Source organism: Micromonospora sp. DT31, from assembly GCF_049841795.1.
Lineage (GTDB): Bacteria > Actinomycetota > Actinomycetes > Mycobacteriales > Micromonosporaceae > Micromonospora.
The window spans coordinates 87,749-106,999 of sequence record NZ_JBNCKZ010000016.1 but is presented as its reverse complement, the minus strand read 5'-3'; the positions used below and the strand labels follow the sequence as shown (position 1 = coordinate 106,999).

Here is a 19,251-nt window from a genome sequence, read left to right as displayed (position 1 = left end):
GGGGGGGGGGGGGGCGGGCGCCCCCCCCCCCCCCCCCCCCCCCGCGCGGGGGGGGGGGGGGGGGGGCGGGGCCCGGGGGGGGGGGGGGGGGCGGGGCCCCCCACGACCTGCCTGACGGGCCCGGACTCGCGACTGTCCGGAACCCAGGTGCGGCCCGCGGTGCCGCACCTCCCGGAAGCCGATGCCGCGAAACACCGCTTCCGGAGCGTGTCACGGGTGTGCGACCGGCTCAGGGGAGTCAGGAGCCGTATCGAACACTCGTTCTAACTGCCCTGACAGTACACCTCCCCCCCGACAAAAACGCAACGTGTGACGCGCCCCGGCGGATCGCGGCGGATGCCCTCGACGAGGACGCGCGGCGGTGGGGGGAAGAATGGAGTCATGCAGCCACACCCGAACGTGCAGGCGGTGCAACGGGCGCTCGACGACGCGGGCGCCCGCAACGGATCGGGCGGGACCAGCCTCGTCCGACTGCTGCCCGATGCGGTGCACACCGCCGCCGCGGCGGCCGAGGCGCTCGGCGTCGAGGTCGGCGCCATCGCCAACTCGCTGATCTTCGACGCCGACGACGCGCCGCTGCTGGTGCTCACCTCCGGCGCGCACCGGGTGGACACCGCCGCGCTGTCCGCCGGCCTCGGGGTGACCCGCCTGCGCCGAGCCACCCCCGACTTCGTCAAGCGGCACACCGGACAGGTGATCGGCGGCGTCGCCCCGGTCGGCCACCCCCAGCCGCTGCGCACCCTGGTCGACACCGACCTGGCCGGGTACGCCGAGGTGTGGGCGGCCGGCGGCGTGCCGCAGGCGGTCTTCCCCACCACGTACGCGGAACTGCTGCGGATCACCGCCGGCACCCCGGCCGAGGTGGCGTGAACCCCGAACACGTCACGCTGCACGTGTGGCGCATCCCCCGCCGGGCCGTACCCGGGGCGCTGACCCGGATGGCCACCCACCCGGCACGGCTGCGCCGGCTGCCCGGCGTCCGCTTCGCCAAGCTGCTCGGCACCGGTACCGGCACCGGCTTCGGCCCCGGCGACGCCGACCTGACCCGGTGGGCGGCGCTCGTGGTCTGGGACTCCCCCGCCGCGGCGGCCGGCTTCGACACCTCCCCGGTCGCCCGCTCCTGGGCCCGGATCGCCCGCGCCCGCGTACGGGTGGAACTGCGCCCGCTGACCAGCCGCGGCCGGTGGTCCGGCCGGGAGCCGTTCGGCACGCCGCCCGGCGGACGGGTCACCGGCCCGGTGCTGGCGCTGACCCGGGCCCGGCTGCGGGCCCGCCGGGCGGGCACGTTCTGGCGGGCCGTCCCGCCGGTCGCCACCGCCCTGCACGCCGCGCCCGGACTGCTCGCCCGGTTCGGCGTCGGCGAGGCGCCGCTGGGCTGGCAGGGCACGGTGAGCGTGTGGCGCGACCCGACGGACCTCGTCGCGTTCGCGTACCGTTCCCCGGAGCACCGCGCCGCGATCACCCGCACCCCCACCGAGGACTGGTACGCGGAGGAACTGTTCGCGCGGTTCGCGGTGGGCGACGTGGTCGGCGACCGCGCGGTGCTCGGCTGGGTCGCCGCCGAGGGCGACCCGACAGCGAGAGGGTACGCATGAGGCTGGTGCGGTGGACACCGGACGACCTGGTCCGGCGGCTGGACGACGTGGTGGCCGTCTACGGCGAGGCGATGGGTTACCGGACCGATCTGCTGGAGTCCCGACGTGGCTATATCGCCACCCACGTGCGCCGGCCCGGTTTCCGCGCCGTCGCCAGCCTGACCACCGAGGGCCACCTGGCCGGCTTCGGGTACGGCTACCGGGGCGCCGCCGGACAGTGGTGGCACGACCAGGTGCACCGGGCGTTGGACACGCAGGCCCGGCAGCGCTGGCTGACCCACCCGTTCGAGGTGGTCGAGCTGCACGTGCGGCCACCCGCGCAGGGGCACGGCCTGGGCGCCCGCCAGTTGCGCGCGCTGCTCGCCGTGGCCGAGGGCGACACCACGCTGCTCTCCACCCCGGAGGCCGACGAGCGGACGTCCCGGGCCTGGCGGCTGTACCGCCGGTTCGGCTTCGTCGACGTCCTGCGCCACTTCCACTTTCCCGGTGACGAACGACCGTTCGGTGTGCTCGGCCGGGACCTGCCGCTGCCCCCGCCGGAGCAGTCGTGAGGGCCGCCCGGCTGCCGTGGGCGCTGCTGGCCGTCCTGGTCCTCGCCCAGATCTGCTACCCGCTCACCGGCGGCGCGACCCGCGCCGGGCTGACCGTGGCCACGGTGGCGCTCGGCTGGCTGCTCTCCGTCGGCCACGCGCTGCTCACCCGGGGCGCCCGGACCGCCGCCGCGCTGGTCGCGGTCGTCACCGGCGGCGGGTTCGCGGTCGAGGCGCTCGGGGTGGCCACCGGATTCCCGTTCGGCAGCTACGACTACTCGGGCGAGCTGGGCCCGAAGCTGGCCGGGGTGCCGTTGATCATCCCGCTCGCCTGGACCTGGATGGCCTGGCCGGCCTGGCTCGCCGCGGTCCGGCTCACCCGGCCGCCGGGCGGGAGCCCGACCGGCACCGGGCACGTCGGGTGGGGAACCCGCCTGACCCGCATCGGGCTCGCGGCGGTGGGGCTGGCCGCGTGGGACCTGTTCCTCGACCCGCAGATGGTCGCGGAGGGCTACTGGACCTGGCGGAACGCCACCCCGGCGCTGCCCGGCCTGCCCGGCATCCCGGTCAGCAACTACCTCGGCTGGCTGGGCTTCGGGGTGCTGCTGGCCGTCGCGCTGCGCCCGCTCGCCGGGGCGGCCGTGGACCGGGTCGACGGCCGGGACGCCCCGATGTTCGCGCTCTACCTCTGGACGTACGCCTCCAGCGTGCTCGCGCACGCGGTGTTCCTGCGGCTGCCGGTGTCCGCGCTGTGGGGCGCGGCCGGCATGGCGGTCACCGCGGTGCCGCTGGCGGTGACGCTGTGGCGGGCCCGCCGGGACCGGGCCGGCATGCCGGAACCGGCGTCCCGCGTCGACATCCCGGTATGACCGCCGTCCTCGCGCTGTTCGTGGCGGTCGCCGCGCTTACCGGGCACACGCTCGTCAACGCCCTGGCCTGGCTGCGCCGTCCCCCCGCCGGGCCGGGCGGGGTGACCGAGGCGGTGGCGGTGCTGCTGCCGCTGCGCGACGAGGCCGACCGGGTCACCCCGTGCCTGCGCGCGCTGCTCGCCCAACGCGGGGTGCCCGGGCTGCGGATCGTGGTGCTCGACGACGGCTCGGCCGACGGCACCGCCGACGTGGTCCGCGCGGTGGCCGGCGCCGATCCCCGGGTCACGCTGCTCGACGGCGGCGCACCCCCGCCGGGCTGGCTGGGCAAGCCGCACGCCTGCTGGCAGTTGGCCACCCGCACCGACCCGGAACCGACCGTGCTGGCCTTCGTCGACGCGGACGTGGTGCTCACCCCGTACGCGGTCGCGGCGGCGGTGACCGAGTTGCGCGCCGCGGGCGCGACGCTGCTGTCGCCGTACCCCCGGATCGTGGTGCGGACGGCGGCGGACCGGCTGGTGCAGCCGCTGTTGCAGTGGTTGTGGCTGACGTTCCTGCCGCTGCGCGCGATGGAACGCTCGCCGCGGCCGTCGCTGGCCGCGGCGGGCGGGCAGTTCCTGGTCGTGGACCGGGCCGGCTACCTGCGGGCCGGCGGGCACGCCGCGGTGGCGGACAAGGTGCTGGAGGACATCGAACTGGCCCGGGCGGTGAAGCGGGCCGGCGGCCGCATCGCGCTGGCCGACGGGTCCCGGTTGGCCTCCTGCCTGATGTACGACACGTGGCCGCAACTGCGCGACGGCTACACCAAGTCGCTCTGGGCCACGTTCGGGCACCCGGGAGCCGCCGCCGCCGTGCTGGCCCTGCTGCTCCTGCTCTACACCGCGCCGCCGCTGCTGGCCGTCGGGGCGCTGCTGGCCGGCGCGCCGACGGTGGCCGCGGTGGCGTTCCTGGCCTACCTGGCCGGGGTCGCCGGGCGGGCGGTCAGCGCCCGGGCCACCGGCGGGCGGGCCTGGCCCGACGCGCTGGCACACCCCGTGTCGGTCGTGGTCCTCGGTTGGCTGACCATCCGGTCGTACCATCTGCGGAAGCGGCGTCGGCTCACCTGGCGGGGTCGCCCGGTCACCTAGGAGGGCACGTCATGGCGCGCATCGTGGTCATCGGCGCCGGCGTGGGCGGCCTCGCCGCCGCCGCCCGGCTCGCGGTCACCGGGCACGAGGTCACCGTCCTGGAACGGGCGGGCACGGTCGGGGGCAAGCTCGGACGCCACGTCCACCACACCCCGGAGGGGGTGTGGCACTTCGACACCGGCCCGAGCCTGTTCACCCTGCCGCAGGTCTTCCACGACCTGTTCGAGGCGACCGGGGCGAAACTCGACGAATACCTCGACCTGGTTCCGCTGGACCCGATCGTGCGGCACGTCTTCTCCGACGGCGGGCCCACCCTGGACTCGTGCGCCGACCCGGACGAGTTCGCCGCCCGCGTCGGCGCCGCGTTCGGCGACCGCTCCGCCGCCGACTGGCGGGGGCTGTGGCGCCGCGCCGACCGGGTGTGGGCGGCCTCCCACCGGGACATCCTGCGCCGCACCGTCGACTCGCCCCGGGACCTGGCCGCGCTGGCCTGGCGGCTGGGCGACCTGGCCGCCATCGGCCCGGGCCGCACGCTGCGCGGGCTGGGCCGCCGACACCTGTCCGACCCGCGGCTGCGGATGCTGCTGGACCGGTACGCCACGTACACCGGCGCCGACCCGCGGCGCGCCCCGGCCGCGCTGGTCGCCGTCCCCTACGCCGAGTTGACGTACGGCGGCTGGTACCTGCGCGGCGGGTTGGGCACGCTCGCCGACGCGCTGCTGTCCCGCTGCCTGGACCTGGGCGTGGTGGTACGCACCGACACCGAGGTCACCCGGATCGACGCCGCCGGAGGGCGGGTGCACGGGGTACGCGTGGCCGGCTCGCCGGTGCCCGTACCGGCCGACGTGGTGGTGGCGAACGTGGACGCGTTGACCGTCTACCGGGACCTGCTGCCCGACCCGCGCCGGCTGGCCGCGCTCACCGACCGCAGCCTCGCCGGGTTCGTGCTGCTGCTCGGCGTACGCGGGGACTCCGGGCTGGCCCACCACACCGTCTTCTTCCCCCGCGACTACGACGCCGAGTTCGACGCGGTCTTCGGCGACCCGGGTCGCGGCCGGCGGGCCCGCCCGGCGACCGACCCGACGGTGTTCGTCACCGCGGCCGACGACCCGGCGGTCCGGCCGGACGGCCACGAGGCGTGGTTCGTGCTGGTCAACGCGCCCCGGCACGGCACCGCCGCGGGCGCGGTGGACTGGCGGCGGCCCGGCCTGGCCGAGGCGTACGCGGACCGGATCCTGGACGTGCTGGCCGAGCGGGGGGTCGACGTGCGGGACCGGCTGGTGTTCCGGGAGATCCGCACCCCGGCCGACCTGGACGTGGCCACCGGCGCGCCGGGTGGGGCGATCTACGGCACCGCGGGTGGGCTGCTGCGTCCCGCGAACCGGGGCCCGGCCGCCGGGCTGTGGCTGGTCGGCGGTTCCAGCCATCCGGGCGGCGGCCTGCCCATGGTGGCCCTGTCCGCGGAGATCGTCGCCGACGCGGTCGGCCCCGCCTGGTGAGGTGTAAAGGAAGGGCCCCTTCTTAACGCCTCCGGTAGAGGCGGGGCCCCTTCTTAACACCCGCCGCCGCACGCCGCGCACCCGCCGCCGGCGTCTCTCGTGCGGCCTCTCTCGTGCGGCGCTCAGCCGGCGTCGACCAGGGCGCGGCGGACCGTGGAGAGCAGTTGCCCGAGGCCGAACCCGGCGAGCAGCACCCACACCGTGGTGGCCATGGTGATGGTGCCCGCGGTCAGGTCGGCGTCGACCAGCCCGGTGAGCCCGGCCACCACCAGCCCGACCAGGGCGACGCAGACCCGGGTGGGCCGCTCCCCCATGGTCACCGCGCCGATCTCCCGCATCCCGGCCGAGACGGCCCGCGCCCGCACGTACTCGTGCAGCCAGGACAGGCCGCCGGCTGCGGCGACCAGCGCGCCCGGCGCGCCGAGCAGCCAGAACGCGATCAGCCAGGCCACCTCGCCGAGCCGGTCGGCGACCGAGTCGTAGACGTACCCCAACCGGGTGGTCCGGCCGGTCGCCACCGCCACCGCGCCGTCGACGCTGTCCGCCACGGCGGCCAGCAGCACGAACAGCGCGCCCAGGAACGGCCCGTCGCCGACCCGACCCACCAGCAGGGGTACGCAGAAGCAGAGCAGCACCCCGAACACGGTCACCGGGGTCGGTCCGATCCGTAGTCGGCCCAGCACGTAGCCGAGGTGATAGGCGAAGCGCAGCCAGGCGCGCACCACCGGCGCGGCGCTACGGGGATCGAACCCGCCGTGCAGCCGCGCCCACGCGGTCGCGTACTGGTCCCAGTTCAGCTGTGTGCCCACCACGGATCAACCGTAGAAGGGCGGCGCGGGTGGCGTGCGGCCGGTGGTCACACTCGCGCGTCGGCGCGCAGCCGCTGCCAGACCTCGCGGGTGGCCGTGGACCGGTTGAGCGTGATGAAGTGGATCCCCGGCACGCCCTCGGCCAGCAGTTTCGCGCACATCTCGCCGGCCTGCTCGACGCCGAGCCGCCGCACCGCCTCAGGGTCGTCGGCCACCTGCGCGAACCGTTGCGCCAGCGCCCGGGGGAACGGCGCGCCGGACAACTGCACCGACCGCTCGATCGTGCTCATCTGGGTCACCGGCATCACCCCGGCCAGGATCGGGGTGTCGCAGCCGGCGGCGGCCACCCGGTCGCGCAGCCGCAGGTAGTCGTCGGCGTCGAAGAACATCTGGGTGACCGCGAACTCGGCGCCGGCCCGGCACTTGCGGACGAAGTACGCGGTGTCGCTGGCCACGTCGGGCGACCGCGGGTGTTTGTACGGGAAGGCCGCCACCCCGACGCTGAAGTGGCCGCTGTCGCGGACCAGCCGGACCAGGTCCTCGGCGTACCGGACGCCCTCGGGGTGGGCGATCCACTCGCCGCCCGGGTCACCCGGGGGGTCACCCCGCACGGCCAGCACGTTGCGGACGCCGACGGAGGCCAGCCGACCGATGACGTGCCGCAGCTCGGCGACCGAGTGGTTGACCGCGGTGAGGTGCGCCATCGGCAGCAGCGTCGTCTCGGTGGCGATCCGCTCGGTCACCGCCACCGTGGTGTCGCGGGTCGAGCCGCCCGCGCCGTAGGTGATCGAGACGAACGAGGGGCGCAGCGGCTCCAACTCGCGGATGGCCTGCCAGAGCAGCTTCTCCCCGGCGGGGGTCTTCGGCGGGAAGAACTCGAAGGAGAACGTGGGACGGCCGTCACGGATCAACTCCCCGATGCCCGGCTGGGGGTTGGGCAGGACCGAGGGAAGACCGAGCGCCACGGACCGACTGTAACCGGACCGGCACGACTTGCCGAGGATCTTCCCAGTCCGCGAGCACCTTCCCGGCGCGACGTCGTACCCCGGGGGTAGAAAGACGGCAGCGCGGTGGGGCGGGCGGTGGCCAGCCCCCGGGGTCCGCGCGGGGGTCGCCAACCACGACGACGCGCCGGTGCGCCACGGCCGGAGGTCCGCGTCGCCACCCGTGCCGTCACCCCCGGAGGTCCCGATGATCCCGTCCGCGCCGTCCGGTCCGCTTCCGCTCGGGCCGTTGCTGGCCGAGTTGCGGGCCGCCCGCGGCTGGAGCCAGCAGCGGGTCGCGGCCGAGCTCTGCGCCGCGTCCGGCGTGCCCACGTTGACCCGGCACGAGGTGTCCCGGTGGGAGCGTCAGCTCCGGTTGCCCGGGGATTTCTGGTCCGCCTGGCTGGCGACGGTCCTGGGCGTTCCGGGTGAGCTGCTCGCCGAGGCGGCTGCGCGCAGCCGGTGGCTCGGTGCGACACCCGCGACGGTCGACCCGCCCGGTTCCCGCGCGCGGGTGGCGTTGCTCACCCTGGCCCACCGGTGGGCCGCCGACCCGACCGGCGGGACGCTTGCCGGCCCGTTCGCCGCCCGGGAGGCGACGCCGCCCGCGCCGACCTCGGGTGGGGACCGGGCCGGGGCGGGCGACGGGCACGCCCCGGCCGACGCCGGCGCCGGGCCCGGTCCGGCCGACCCGGGGCGGCGCCTCCCGGCCGGCCGGGCCGCCCTGGCCACGCTGCGGCGCTGGGACGACCTGCTCGGCGGCGGCGACCTGGCCGGGCACGGGGCGCGCGGGCTGCGCCACGCGGTGCGCGGTTACCGGCGTGCCGGGCCGGCCGGCCGCCGCCGGCTGCTGCCCGGGCTGGCGGAGTCGGCGCAGCTCGCCGGCTGGCTGGCCGCCGACGCCGGCGACCTCACCGGTGGGCTGGTCGCCTACCGGCTGGCGTTGCGGGCCGCGGTGGCCGCCGGGGACGTGCCGCTGGCCGGGCACGTGCTCGGGTCGGCCAGCCACCTGCTGGCCGGCGCCGGCGACCCGGCCGGGGCGCTCGTCCTGGCCCGGATCGGGTACGCCACCTGCCGTGTGGCCGCCTCACCGGGCCTGCGGGTGCTGCTGCTGCACCGGGTGGCGCTCGCCGCGGCGCTCGACGGTCGGCGGGCCGCGGCCGGCCGGGCGTTGGCCGACGCCGAGCGGGTCGGTCCGCCGGATCCGGGCGGGGAGCCGCCCTGGCTCTACTGGCTCGACCCGGCCGAGCTGGCCGCGATGACCGGACGCACGCTTGTCGCGTTGGGCCGACCGGCCGCCGCCGTACCGCTGTTGACCCCGGTGGTGACGGCGCGGGGCGGGCCACGCCGGGCGGCGGTCTACGGCGGCTGGCTGGCCCGCGGGCACCTGGCGCTCGGCGCCGCGCCGCTGGCCTGCGCGGTGGCCGGGGAGGCGCTGCTCGACGCGGTCCGCTCCGGCTCCCCGCGGGCCGTCGACCAGCTCACCGGGTTCCGCCGTGGGCTGGCCGGCCACCCGCCGGGGCCGGCCACCCGGCGGCACGCGGAACTGGTCGCGGCGGCCCGCCCGTACCTGCCGGTCGCCGCCCACCGACGCGGCTGACGGCGGTGCGCGGCGTGGCACGCCGGGGCCGGGACACGACGGGAGGGGGTGGGACCGGCTAGCGTCGTGGCGTGACCCACGCTGCTCCCGTCTCCCCCGTCGACCGCGCCGGTCTGCGCGAACGCATCGACAAGGCGCTCACCGAGTTCCTCGCCGGCCAGCGCGGCTGGCTGACCGCCGTCGACGACGGCCTGTTGCCGGTCGCCGAGGCGATCGAGGCGTTCGTGCTGGGCGGCGGCAAGCGGCTGCGCCCGGCCTTCGGCTACTGGGGTTACCGGGGCGCCGGCGGGATCGACTCCGACCAGGTCGTCGCCACCCTGGCCGCGTTGGAGTTCGTGCAGGCCAGCGCGTTGATCCACGACGACCTGATGGACCGGTCGGACACCCGGCGGGGCGAGCCGGCGATGCACCGGCGGTTCGCCGCCCGGCACCGCGCGGCGGGCTGGGGCGGCGACGCGGACTCCTTCGGCGACGCCGCGGCGATCCTGCTGGGTGACCTCTGCCTGGTCTGGTCCGACGAGCTGCTGCACTCCGCCGGGCTGCCACCGGCGACGGTGGCCCGCGCCCGGCCGGTCTTCGACGAGATGCGCACCGAGGTGACCGTCGGGCAGTACCTGGACGTGCTGACCCAGGCCACCGGCGACACCTCGGTGAGCCGGGCCGGCAAGGTGGCCCGGTACAAGTCGGCGAAGTACACCGTGGAGCGTCCGCTGCTGCTGGGCGCCGCGCTGGCCGGCGCGCCGGCCGAGGTGCACGCCGCGTACTCGGCGTACGGCCTGCCGCTGGGCGAGGCGTTCCAGCTCCGCGACGACGTGCTCGGGGTGTTCGGCGACCCGGAGCGCACCGGCAAGCCGGCCGGCGACGACCTGCGGGAGGGCAAGCGCACCTATCTGGTGGCGGCGGCCCTGGAGACGCTCGACCCGGCCGGCCGGGACCTGCTGCTGGCCGGGCTCGGCGCGGCGGGCCTGGACGCCGCCGGGGTGGACCGGCTACGCGAGCTGATCACCACGAGCGGCGCGGTGGAGCGCACGGAGCGGCGGATCGCGGCGCTCACCGAGAGCGCCCTGGCCGCGCTCACCGCCGTCGACCTGGACACCGAGGCCCGCCAGGCCCTGGTCGACCTGGCCATCGCCGCCACCCGCCGGCCCGCCTGACCGGCCCACCACCGGCTGCCCCGCACCTGTCGATCACGAAGCTGACGGCTCGATCACCGAACTGACGGCTCGATCACGAATCTGACGGCCACGTCGAGCCGGGTCGGGCCGCCGGGTTCGTGATCGACCGGTTCGGGTGCGGGCTAGAAGGCCGTGGCCTGGGCGCGGCGTTTGACCTCACGGGCCAGGTCGCCGCCGAGCGCGGCGGCCGGGGTGCCGGGCAGCGTCGGGTCCTCCCGGTAGAGCCAGCGCAGCGCCTCCTCGTCGTCGTACCCGGCGTCGCCGAGGAGGTTCAGCACGCCGGGCAGGTGCTTGAGCACAATCTCGTTGGCCACCAGGTCGGCCGGGATGCGGCGTACGCCGTCGCGGCGCACCGCGAGCAGCTCACGGTCCCGGATCATCTGGTGCACCTTGCTGATCGACAGGTCGAGGCGCTCGGCCACGTCCGGCAGCGTCAGCCAGTCGGCCGGATCGGTCGGTCCGGCCAGGTCGGGGCCGGTCTCGGCGGGTACGGAATCGGTCACCCGATCAGCCTGCCACGCGCTTGTCGTGCCGGGTCACGGCACCCCCGGCCGGCCCGCCGTGCGCGGCGACCCCCACGGGTGGCATCCCGGCGGTAGCATCCGGTTCTGCGTTCACCCGTCCGACACATAGACTGCCTACCGATGGACACACAGGTCGCCGACACGTTGCTGGGCTCGCTGATCGAGGGGCGCTACCGCATTCGCGGGCGCGTCGCCCGCGGCGGCATGGCGACCGTGTACACCGCCACCGACGAGCGCCTGGAGCGCACCGTGGCGGTCAAGATCATTCATCCGACCCAGGCGCCGCAGGCACAGGCGCAGATGGCCGGCTTCGTCGAGCGCTTCACCGACGAGGCGAAGACCATCGCCCGACTCACCCACCCGAACGTGGTGGCGGTCTACGACCAGGGCGTCCACGCCGGCCTGCCCTACCTGGTGATGGAGTACGTGCGCGGTCGCACACTGCGCGACGTGCTCGCCGAGCGCCGCCGGTTGAACCCGGACGAGGCGCTCGCGATCGCCGAGCAGGTGCTCGCCGCGCTCGCCGCCGCGCACCGGGCCGGCCTGGTGCACCGCGACGTCAAACCGGAGAACGTGCTGGTCGCCGAGGTGCCCACCGGCGGCAGCCGCAACCTCGTCGACAGCGTGGTCAAGGTGGCCGACTTCGGGCTGGCCCGGGCCGTCGAGGCCAGCGCCGAGGACGAGAACGGCAACCAGCTCATGGCGACCGTTGCCTACGTCGCGCCCGAGCTGGTCACCCACGGCCACTCGGATGCGCGTACCGACGTCTACTCCGCCGGCATCGTGTTGTTCGAGATGCTCACCGGCCGGGTGCCGTACGACGGCGACCGCCCGGTGGAGGTCGCCTGGCAGCACGTCGACCGGGACGTGCCGGCCCCGTCGACGCTGGTGCCGGCGCTGCCGTCGGCCCTCGACGCGCTCGTCACCCGGGCCACCCGGCGGGACCCGGCCGCCCGGCCGGCCGACGCCGCCGCGCTGCTCGCCGAGGTGCAGACGGCCCGCGAGCAGCTGGGCGACCCCAACGCGCACACCGCGGTGCTGCGCAAGCTCAGCGACGACACGGCCGTGTTGAGTCAACCCACCCAGATGGTGGCCGCGGTCCAGCCGGTCGAGCGCCCACCGTGGGCCCGGCTGCCCGAGGGCGCCGCGCCGCGTCCGCACCACCGCCGGGCCGGCGACGCCGACGGTACGGCGACCGGGTTCGCCGCCCTACGTACCCGCATCATGGGTTCGCCGCGCGGCCGGCTGGCCGTCGCCGCGGCGGTCGTGGTGCTCGGCCTGGTCGCCGCCGTGGGTGGCTGGTGGTTCGGCGTGGGCCGGTACACCGTCGCGCCGCAACTGGTGAACCTGACCAAGGCGGAGGCGCAGGCGCAGGCGCAGCGTGGCGGTTTCGCCCTGCGCTACGACACCCCCCGCTACGACGAGAAGGTCCCCAAGGACGCCGTGCTCGGGCAGGCCCCGAGTTCGGCCACCCGCATCGTCAAGGGCGGCACGATCACGCTGACCCTGTCGCTCGGCCCGGAACGGCTGCCGGTGCCGGACGTGGTGGGCAAGGACTTCACGCTGGCCCAGGCCGAGCTGGAGGGCCTCAAACTGGTGGCGGCCAAGGGCGGCTCCCGCTACGACGACGCGCTGCCGGCGGGCGTGGTGCTGGCCACCGACCCGAAGGTGGGCACGGTGGTCAAGCCGGGGGCGAAGGTGACGCTGATCCTGAGCAAGGGCCGCGCCCCGGTGACCGTGCCCAACCTGGTCGGCAAGAGCCTCGCCGAGGCACGCGCCACCCTCGCGCGGCTCGGGCTGACGCCTGTGGAGACGGTGAAGGAGTCCGACAAGCCGAAGGACGAGATCCTCGCCCAGAGCCCGGCCGACGGCACCGGTGTGGAGAAGGGCACCCAGGTCAAGCTCGAGGTCAGCAAGGGCCCACCGCAGGTGGCCGTCCCCCGGGTGATCGACCTGCCCTGCCAGCAGGCCAAGCAGACCCTGGAGAGTCAGGGCTTCCCGGTCAACATCCAGCTCAACCCGAACGGCGTGGTCCGGTTGCAGAGCCCAGCCGAGAACACACCGGTCCCACCGGGCACCACGGTCACGGTGACGTGCCTGTGAGCGCGGGGAACGGGTGCCGCCAGGTGGGGTCGCACACCCCCACCTCGGGCGGCCTGGCGCGGGCGGCCCTGCCGTACGTCGACGCGGCCGGCTCCGAGGTCGTGCAGGTCTACGTCTCCAACTCACGGGGTTGGGCGTTGCCGCCCGGCGACCCCGCCCAGGACACCCTGTTCCGCGATGGCTGCCGCGAACGCGGCCTGCCGGTGTTCATCCACGCCGCGCTGCTTGTCAACCTCGGGTCGCCGACCCCGGCGACGGTCGCCCGGTCGGCGCAGACCCTGGCCCACGCGCTGCACCGGGGCCGGGCCATCGGCGCGCGGGGGGTGGTGTTCCACGCCGGCAGTTCGGTCGACGCCGGCCACGCCGAGGCGGCCCTGCGGCAGGTCCGGGAGGCGCTGCTCCCCCTGCTCGACGAGGCGGCGGCCACGGATGGGCCGATGCTGCTGGTCGAGCCGAGCGCCGGGGGCGGCCGGTCGTTGGCCTCCCGGGTCGAGCACCTGGGTCCCTACCTGGACGCGGTCGACAGGCATCCGATGCTGGGCGTCTGCTTCGACACCTGTCACGCCTGGGCGGCCGGCCACGACCTGGCCGCCGAGGGCGGGATGACCGCCACGCTGGACACGCTCGTCGCCACCGTGGGCGTCGACCGGCTGCGACTGGTGCACGCGAACGACTCGAAGGACCTGTGCGGCTCCACCCGGGACCGGCACGAGAACATCGGCAAGGGCAACATCGGCGAGCCGGCGTTCGCCGAGCTGATGCGACATCCGGCCACCGCCGGCGTGCCGGTGCTCGTGGAGACCCCCACCGAGAAGCACGTCGGCCACGCCGCCGACATCGCCGCCCTCAAGCGCCTCCGTCCCTGACCCACCCGCCGCCGGCTCGCCCCGGCGGGTACGGGTGCGGCGTCGGGTCAGGCGCGCAGGGCCGCGTCCAGAATGCCGGCGGCGCGGTCGACCTGCGTGTCCGTGACGTCCAGGTGGGTGACCAGCCGGGCGGTACGCGGGCCGAGCACCGAGATCAGCAGGCCCTCCGCCCGGGCGGCGGCGGCGAGCGCGTGCGCGTCGAGCGGATGCTTGGTCAGGTCGAGCGGCACGATGTTGGTGCGCACCACACCGGCGAGCACCCCGTGCGGGGCGACCGCCTCGGCCAGCCGGGCCGCCCTCGCGTGGTCCTCGGCGAGCCGCTCGACGTGGTGCGCCAGCGCGTACCGGCCGGCGGCGGCGAGGATGCCGACCTGCCGCATGCCACCGCCCATCCGCTTGCGCAGGAACCGCGCCCGGGCGACCTTCTCGGCGCTGCCCAGCACGAGCGAGCCGACCGGCGCGCCGAGCCCCTTGGACAGGCACACCGAGAGCGTGTCGAACAACGCCCCGTACTCGGCAAGCGGCACCCCGTCGGCGACGTGCGCGTGCCAGATCCGGGCGCCGTCGCAGTGCAGGGCCACCCCGTGCTCGTCGGCGACCGCCCGCAGCCGGCGCAGCGTCGGCAGCGGGATCACCCCGCCGCCACCCCGGTTGTGGGTCTGCTCCACGGCGATCACGCGGGTCGGCACCGCGAAGTAGCCGTCCGGCCGGACCATCCCGGCGACCACGTCGGGGTCGACGTCCGCGCCCACCGCCGGCCACGTCCGCGACGAGATCCCGCCGTACGCGGCGGCGGCCCCGATCTCGTACGTGACCACGTGCGCGTCGGCGTCGCAGAGCAACTCCTCGCCCGGCGGGACAAGCACCTGGAGCGCCACCTGGTTGGCCATCGAGCCGGTCGGGGCGAACAGCGCCGCCTCGTGCCCGAACCGGGCGGCCACCTCCGCCTCCAGCGCGGCGACGGTGGGGTCCTCGCCGTAGACGTCGTCGCCCACCTCGGCACCGGCCATGGCCTCGCGCATGCCCGGCGTCGGCCGGGTCACGGTGTCCGACCGAAGATCGATCAGGTCAGCCACGAAGTTCACCTTCGGCCGCCGACTGCGGGGCTCGCAAGCTCACTCCTCGCGTCACCCACGGAGCATCTCCGCCACCAGGAACGCCAACTCCAACGACTGCTGGGTGTTCAACCGGGGGTCGCAGGCCGTCTCGTACCGGTCGGGCAGGTCGAGGTCGTCGATGCCCTGGGCGCCGCCGAGGCACTCGGTGACGTCCTCGCCGGTCAGTTCGACGTGCAGGCCCCCGGGGTGGGTGTCCAGACCGCGGTGCACCTCGAAGTAGCCGAGCACCTCGTCGACGATCCGGTCGAAGTGCCGGGTCTTGTAGCCGTTCGAGGACTCGTGGGTGTTGCCGTGCATCGGGTCGCACTGCCAGACGACCTTCGCGCCGGCGGCGGTGACCTTGGCCACGATCGGCGGCAGCGCGTCCCGGACCCGGTGGTTGCCCATCCGGCTGATCAGCGTGAGCCGGCCGGGGATGTTGTCCGGGTTGAGCTTCTCGCAGAGCTCGATGGCCTCGTCCGGGCTGGTGGTGGGCCCCAGCTTGACGCCGATCGGGTTGGCGACCCGGGAGATGAAGTCGATGTGCGCGCCGTCGATCTGCCGGGTCCGCTCGCCGACCCAGAGGAAGTGCCCGGACAGGCCGTACGCCCGGCCGTCGGAGATCCGGGTCAGCGCCCGGTCGTACTCCAGCGCCAGCGCCTCGTGGGAGCAGTGGAGCGTGACCGTGCGCAGGGCCTCGTCGTCGGTCATCCCGCAGGCCCGGATGAAGGCGAGCGCCCGGTCGATCTCGCGGGCGATGGCGTCGTAGCGCTCCCCGGCCGGGGAGCGGCGGACGAAGTCCTTGTTCCAGTCGTGCACCGCGTGCAGGTCGGCCAGCCCGCCGGCCAGGTAGGCCCGGAGCATGTTCATGGCGGCGGCCGAGTTGGCGTACGCCCGGATCATGCGCTGCGGGTCGGCGACCCGCGCCTCCGGCGTCGCCTCCAGCGAGTTGATCATGTCCCCGCGGTACGCGGGCAGGCCGCGGGCGTCGGTGGGCAGGGACCGGGGCTTGGTGTACTGACCGGCGACCCGGGCCACCTTGACCACCGGCAGCGACGCGCCGTAGGTGAGCACGATGGCCATCTGCAGCAGGGTGCGGGCGTTGGCCAGCAGGTGACTCTCGGTGTTGTCGGCGAAGGTCTCCGCGCAGTCACCGCCCTGGAGCAGGAACGCCTTGCCCTCGCACACCAGGGCCAGCCGCTGCCGCAGTTGGTCGACCTCGTAGGGCGCGACCACCGACGGCACCGTGTCCAGCACCCGGCAGACCTCGGCGACCTGGGCCGGGTCGTTCCACGGCGGGGTCTGCGCACGTGGCAGCTCCCGCCAACGGTCGAGGCCGAGGGCCGCGTCCTCGGCGGAGTCGGCGGTCGGGCGACTGGTCTGCAGACCCGGGCTACCCACGGCGGGGTGACTCAGCTGATGCCACTCATGGCGCATGAGAGAAAGCGTACGGCGATCGTCCGCGTCACACACCGCCGAGGGGGACGGTCCCGGTCACTGGGCGGGAACCGGCGCGGCCGGTGGCGACGGTTCCGAAGGGCTGACGGTCGGTTCGACCGGGCCGTCGGCGGGCACCTCGCCGGAGATGCACCAGTCCGTCCCGGCACGGGTGACGGTGAACAGCAGCGACCGGGTGCCGGTGCGGGAGCCGGCGCGCACCGTCACCGACGCCCGGACCTCCTGCCCGTTGGGCCCGGAGCGGACGTCTCCGACGACTGCCTGCGGCACCGTGAAGTGATCGGCGAAGTCGCCGTTCGGGCCGGTGGCGGCGGCGTCGAAGGCGGCATGCATGGGGGCGCAGAGCTGGCTGCGACCGGCTGCGGGGTCGCGCGCGATCAGCGCGTCCAGGTACGCCTGCACCCGCTCGCGGCTCTTGGTCGTGGCCTCCTCGGCCGCCGCCCGGTCGGGGGCGGGGGTGTCCGCGCCACCGGCCTTCGACCCGCAGGCGGCCACGGCGGTCGGCAGGAGCACGAGGGTGGCGAGCACGGTGATCCGGCCCCGGTGGCGGCGACCCATCGGTCCTCCCGTCGGCGTGGACGTCATCGAGCGGCGAGTGTGTCACACCGGCCGTACGGCCGGACGACTCCCCATCCTGGCCCGGATCGACGCGTTCGGCCAGGCCGGCGCGCGGGCGGGGAGGGACCGGTACGGTCCCTCCCCGCCCGGGTGGGTGGTGCGTGGGCACTCGACTCAGCCGAGGCCGCCCTTGATGGCGCCGATCAGTTCACCGTTGCTGGTGTCGCCGGAGAGTTCCCAGAAGAACGCGCCGCCGAGGCCCTGGCTGTTGGCGTAGCCCATCTTGCCACCGATGGTGGCCGGGGTGTCGTAGCTCCACCAGTTGCTGCCGCACTTGGCGTAGGCGGTGCCGCCGACCGTGCCGGTGGCCGGGCAGGTGTTCTTGAGCACCTTGTAGTCCTCGATGCCGGCCTCGTAGGTGCCTAGGGCCGCGCCGGTGGCGGCGCCGCCCGGTGCGGCCTGGGTCACGCCGGTCCAGCCGCGTCCGTAGAAGCCGACGCCGAGCAGCAGCTTGTTCGCCGGTACGCCCTTGGACCTGAGCTTCTGGATCGCCGCGTCGGCCCAGAAGCCCTGCTGCGGGATGCCCGGGTAGGAGTAGAGCGGGGAGTGCGGCGCGGTCGGTCCCTGGGCGTTGAAGGCGCCGAAGTAGTCGTACGTCATCGGCATCAGCCAGTTGAGGTTCGCCGCGGCGCCCGCGTAGTCGGTGGCGTCGATCTTGCCGCCGTTGCTGCCGTCGGCGGTGATCGCCGCGGTGACCAGCGAGGTGGAGCCGAACCTGCTCCGCAGCGCGGAGACCACGTTCTTGAACGCGTTCGGGCCGCTGCTGTCGCACTGGAGCCCGCAGGCGTTCGGGTACTCCCAGTCGACGTCGATGCCGTCGAAGACGTCCGCCCAGCGCGGGTCCTCGACAAGCGCGTGGCAGGACTCGGCGAACGCGGCCGGGTTCTGCGCCGCCTGGGTGAAGCCGCCGGACCAGGTCCAGCCGCCGAAGGACCAGATCACCTTGAGGTTCGGGTACATCTTCTTCAGCTTGCGTAGCTGGTTGAAGCTGCCGCGCAGCGGCTGGTCCCAGGTGTCGGCGACGCCGTCGACGCTGTCCGCCGCGGTGTACGCCTTCTCGTAGTCGGCGTAGCTGTCCCCGATGCTGCACCGGCCGCCTGTGGTGTTGCCGAAGGCGTACAGGATGTGGGTCAGCTTGGCGGCCGAGCCGCTGGTGTGGATGTTCTTGACGTGGTAGTTGCGGGCGTAGACGCCCCACTCGGCGAAGTAGCCGACGATCTTCTTGCCACCGGGCGGTGGCGGCGTGGTGGGCGGCGGCGTCGTCGGCGGGGTGGTCGTCGGCGGCGTGGTGGTGGGTGGCGTCGTCGTCGGCGGCGCGGTGGTCGGCGGCGTGCCGCCACCGGCGCAGGACCCGCCGTTGACGGTGCAGCTCACCGGCGCCCTGTACGCGCCGGTGCCGTTGTAGCCCCAGCTGAAGCTGGCGCCCGGGGCGAGCGTCGCGGCCCAGCTCTTGTTGACCGCGACGTAGCGGTCGCCGCTGCGGGTCACGTCGGCGTCCCAGGAGCTGCTGATCGAGGTGCCGGAGGGCAGGGTGAACTCGATGCGCCAGCCGTTGACGGTGGCACCGGTGCCGTTGGTGACGGTCACCCGCCCCTCGTGGCCGGTCCCCCAGTCCTGCACCTTGGCGAATGTGGCGGTGACGCTGCCGGCGGCCGACGCGGTGGTCATGGGCACCGCGGCGACCGCGAGCGCGACCACGGCGCCGGTGGCCCACAGGGCGCGGCGGAGCGATCTTTTCATACGGCATCCCTCCAATAGTTAGGAAACTTTCCAAATTGATTGGTGAGACGCTACTCACGCCGTCATCAGTTCGTCAAGATGTCGATACATCGATTTCCGCCGGTGGCGCGGCGCGGTCCGTGCGACGGCCGTAGCCTCCGGGGATGACCGTTTTCGACGTGCAGATCGACACCCTCACCGGCGACCCGACCGACCTCGGCCGCTATCGGGGCCGCGCCCTGCTGGTGGTCAACGTGGCCTCCCGCTGCGGCCTGACCCCCAGTACGCGGGCCTGCAGGAGCTCGCCGACACGTACGCCGCACGGGGACTGACGGTGCTCGGCGTGCCGTGCAACCAGTTCGCCGGCCAGGAGCCGGGCAGCGCCGCCGAGATCGAGCAGTTCTGTCAGGTCAACTACGGCGTGACGTTCCCGCTGACGGAGAAGGTCGACGTCAACGGGCCGGACCGGCATCCGCTCTACGCCGCGCTGGTGTCCACGCCGGACGCCGAGGGGCACACCGGCGACGTGCGCTGGAACTTCGAGAAGTTCCTGGTCGCGCCGGACGGCACGGTGGCCGCCCGGTTCGCCCCCCAGGTCGCCCCCGACTCCCCCGAGCTGCGTGCGGCGGTCGAGAAGGTCCTGCCGGCCTGACTGCGGACACGACGCGGCGGCACGCCTCCG

At 74.9% G+C, this 19,251-nt stretch carries 17 protein-coding genes and 1 pseudogene; 11 read left to right on the top strand and 7 right to left on the bottom strand.

What is annotated here, in order from left to right:
- Window positions 1–381 precede the first annotated feature (381 nt).
- The 6 genes from ACLQ2X_RS22930 to ACLQ2X_RS22905 are packed head-to-tail and all read left to right on the top strand — an operon-like array spanning window position 382 to window position 5,617.
- A complete protein-coding gene (locus tag ACLQ2X_RS22930) occupies window positions 382–870 on the top strand; it encodes a YbaK/EbsC family protein (protein WP_425683142.1) in 489 nt (162 codons plus the stop codon).
- On the top strand, window positions 867–1,595 hold the full coding sequence (locus tag ACLQ2X_RS22925) for a monooxygenase (RefSeq protein WP_425683141.1): 729 nt from the start codon (window positions 867–869) through the stop codon (window positions 1,593–1,595). The genes ACLQ2X_RS22930 and ACLQ2X_RS22925 overlap by 4 nt, the downstream gene beginning before the upstream one ends.
- A complete protein-coding gene (locus tag ACLQ2X_RS22920; protein WP_425683140.1) occupies window positions 1,592–2,146 on the top strand; it encodes a GNAT family N-acetyltransferase in 555 nt (184 codons plus the stop codon). Before ACLQ2X_RS22925 ends, ACLQ2X_RS22920 begins: the two co-directional genes overlap by 4 nt.
- Window positions 2,143–2,994, top strand: coding sequence for a carotenoid biosynthesis protein (locus tag ACLQ2X_RS22915; RefSeq protein WP_425683139.1), 852 nt, complete (start codon window positions 2,143–2,145; stop codon window positions 2,992–2,994). Before ACLQ2X_RS22920 ends, ACLQ2X_RS22915 begins: the two co-directional genes overlap by 4 nt.
- Entirely contained in the window at window positions 2,991–4,118 is a 1,128-nt protein-coding gene (locus ACLQ2X_RS22910; RefSeq protein WP_425683138.1) for a glycosyltransferase, read from the top strand. Before ACLQ2X_RS22915 ends, ACLQ2X_RS22910 begins: the two co-directional genes overlap by 4 nt.
- 11 nt (window positions 4,119–4,129) lie before the next feature.
- Window positions 4,130–5,617, top strand: a complete 1,488-nt coding sequence (locus ACLQ2X_RS22905) for a phytoene desaturase family protein (RefSeq protein ID WP_425683137.1) — start codon at window positions 4,130–4,132, stop codon at window positions 5,615–5,617.
- A gap of 122 nt (window positions 5,618–5,739) precedes the next feature.
- On the opposite strand, the gene ACLQ2X_RS22900 is transcribed toward ACLQ2X_RS22905, so the two are convergent.
- Complete coding sequence (locus ACLQ2X_RS22900) at window positions 5,740–6,429, bottom strand: CDP-alcohol phosphatidyltransferase family protein (RefSeq protein WP_425683136.1); 690 nt, start codon at window positions 6,427–6,429, stop codon at window positions 5,740–5,742.
- A 44-nt stretch (window positions 6,430–6,473) separates the two neighbouring features.
- Window positions 6,474–7,391, bottom strand: coding sequence for a methylenetetrahydrofolate reductase [NAD(P)H] (metF, locus tag ACLQ2X_RS22895; RefSeq protein WP_425683135.1), 918 nt, complete (start codon window positions 7,389–7,391; stop codon window positions 6,474–6,476).
- Between the two features lie 226 nt (window positions 7,392–7,617).
- On the opposite strand from metF, the gene ACLQ2X_RS22890 reads away from it, so the two are divergent.
- Complete coding sequence (locus ACLQ2X_RS22890) at window positions 7,618–9,009, top strand: helix-turn-helix domain-containing protein (protein WP_425683134.1); 1,392 nt, start codon at window positions 7,618–7,620, stop codon at window positions 9,007–9,009.
- A 71-nt stretch (window positions 9,010–9,080) separates the two neighbouring features.
- Window positions 9,081–10,163, top strand: coding sequence for a polyprenyl synthetase family protein (locus ACLQ2X_RS22885; RefSeq protein ID WP_425683133.1), 1,083 nt, complete (start codon window positions 9,081–9,083; stop codon window positions 10,161–10,163).
- Between the two features lie 143 nt (window positions 10,164–10,306).
- Here the strand turns inward: ACLQ2X_RS22885 and ACLQ2X_RS22880 are convergent, their stop codons facing one another.
- Window positions 10,307–10,687, bottom strand: coding sequence for an Rv2175c family DNA-binding protein (locus tag ACLQ2X_RS22880; protein WP_425683132.1), 381 nt, complete (start codon window positions 10,685–10,687; stop codon window positions 10,307–10,309).
- Between the two features lie 141 nt (window positions 10,688–10,828).
- Here ACLQ2X_RS22880 and pknB point away from each other — a divergent pair, with 141 nt between their 5' ends.
- Both pknB and ACLQ2X_RS22870 read left to right on the top strand, forming a co-directional pair.
- Entirely contained in the window at window positions 10,829–12,811 is a 1,983-nt protein-coding gene (pknB, locus tag ACLQ2X_RS22875) for a Stk1 family PASTA domain-containing Ser/Thr kinase (RefSeq protein WP_425683131.1), read from the top strand.
- A gap of 23 nt (window positions 12,812–12,834) precedes the next feature.
- Complete coding sequence (locus ACLQ2X_RS22870; RefSeq protein WP_425683130.1) at window positions 12,835–13,677, top strand: deoxyribonuclease IV; 843 nt, start codon at window positions 12,835–12,837, stop codon at window positions 13,675–13,677.
- A gap of 47 nt (window positions 13,678–13,724) precedes the next feature.
- Here the strand turns inward: ACLQ2X_RS22870 and ACLQ2X_RS22865 are convergent, their stop codons facing one another.
- The 4 genes from ACLQ2X_RS22865 to ACLQ2X_RS22850 all read right to left on the bottom strand — a co-directional run bounded on the left by ACLQ2X_RS22865 (window position 13,725) and on the right by ACLQ2X_RS22850 (window position 18,590).
- Window positions 13,725–14,744, bottom strand: a complete 1,020-nt coding sequence (locus ACLQ2X_RS22865; protein WP_425683146.1) for a threonine aldolase family protein — start codon at window positions 14,742–14,744, stop codon at window positions 13,725–13,727.
- Between the two features lie 60 nt (window positions 14,745–14,804).
- The gene (locus ACLQ2X_RS22860) at window positions 14,805–16,211 is read right to left on the bottom strand and encodes a class II 3-deoxy-7-phosphoheptulonate synthase (protein ID WP_425683129.1); all 1,407 of its coding nucleotides are present in this window, start codon (window positions 16,209–16,211) and stop codon (window positions 14,805–14,807) included.
- Between the two features lie 57 nt (window positions 16,212–16,268).
- Entirely contained in the window at window positions 16,269–16,790 is a 522-nt protein-coding gene (locus ACLQ2X_RS22855; RefSeq protein WP_425683128.1) for a hypothetical protein, read from the bottom strand.
- 174 nt (window positions 16,791–16,964) lie between these two features.
- Window positions 16,965–18,590 carry a glycosyl hydrolase family 18 protein gene (locus ACLQ2X_RS22850; RefSeq protein ID WP_425683127.1) on the bottom strand — a complete coding sequence of 542 codons (1,626 nt, stop codon included), beginning with the start codon at window positions 18,588–18,590 and terminating at the stop codon, window positions 16,965–16,967.
- A gap of 143 nt (window positions 18,591–18,733) precedes the next feature.
- Here ACLQ2X_RS22850 and ACLQ2X_RS22845 point away from each other — a divergent pair.
- Window positions 18,734–19,221: pseudogene (locus ACLQ2X_RS22845) on the top strand (glutathione peroxidase).
- Window positions 19,222–19,251: the final 30 nt, after the last annotated feature.

What these genes read in the sequence shown, in the direction of transcription:
- pknB (WP_425683131.1), top strand. Translation starts at nt 10,829, where the DNA reads ATGGACACACAGGTCGCCGACACGTTGCTGGGCTCGCTGATCGAGGGG.
- ACLQ2X_RS22850 (WP_425683127.1), bottom strand. Translation starts at nt 18,590, where the DNA reads ATGAAAAGATCGCTCCGCCGCGCCCTGTGGGCCACCGGCGCCGTGGTC.
- ACLQ2X_RS22920 (WP_425683140.1), top strand. Translation starts at nt 1,592, where the DNA reads ATGAGGCTGGTGCGGTGGACACCGGACGACCTGGTCCGGCGGCTGGAC.
- ACLQ2X_RS22910 (WP_425683138.1), top strand. Translation starts at nt 2,991, where the DNA reads ATGACCGCCGTCCTCGCGCTGTTCGTGGCGGTCGCCGCGCTTACCGGG.
- ACLQ2X_RS22905 (WP_425683137.1), top strand. Translation starts at nt 4,130, where the DNA reads ATGGCGCGCATCGTGGTCATCGGCGCCGGCGTGGGCGGCCTCGCCGCC.
- ACLQ2X_RS22855 (WP_425683128.1), bottom strand. Translation starts at nt 16,790, where the DNA reads ATGGGTCGCCGCCACCGGGGCCGGATCACCGTGCTCGCCACCCTCGTG.
- ACLQ2X_RS22890 (WP_425683134.1), top strand. Translation starts at nt 7,618, where the DNA reads ATGATCCCGTCCGCGCCGTCCGGTCCGCTTCCGCTCGGGCCGTTGCTG.
- ACLQ2X_RS22930 (WP_425683142.1), top strand. Translation starts at nt 382, where the DNA reads ATGCAGCCACACCCGAACGTGCAGGCGGTGCAACGGGCGCTCGACGAC.
- ACLQ2X_RS22860 (WP_425683129.1), bottom strand. Translation starts at nt 16,211, where the DNA reads ATGCGCCATGAGTGGCATCAGCTGAGTCACCCCGCCGTGGGTAGCCCG.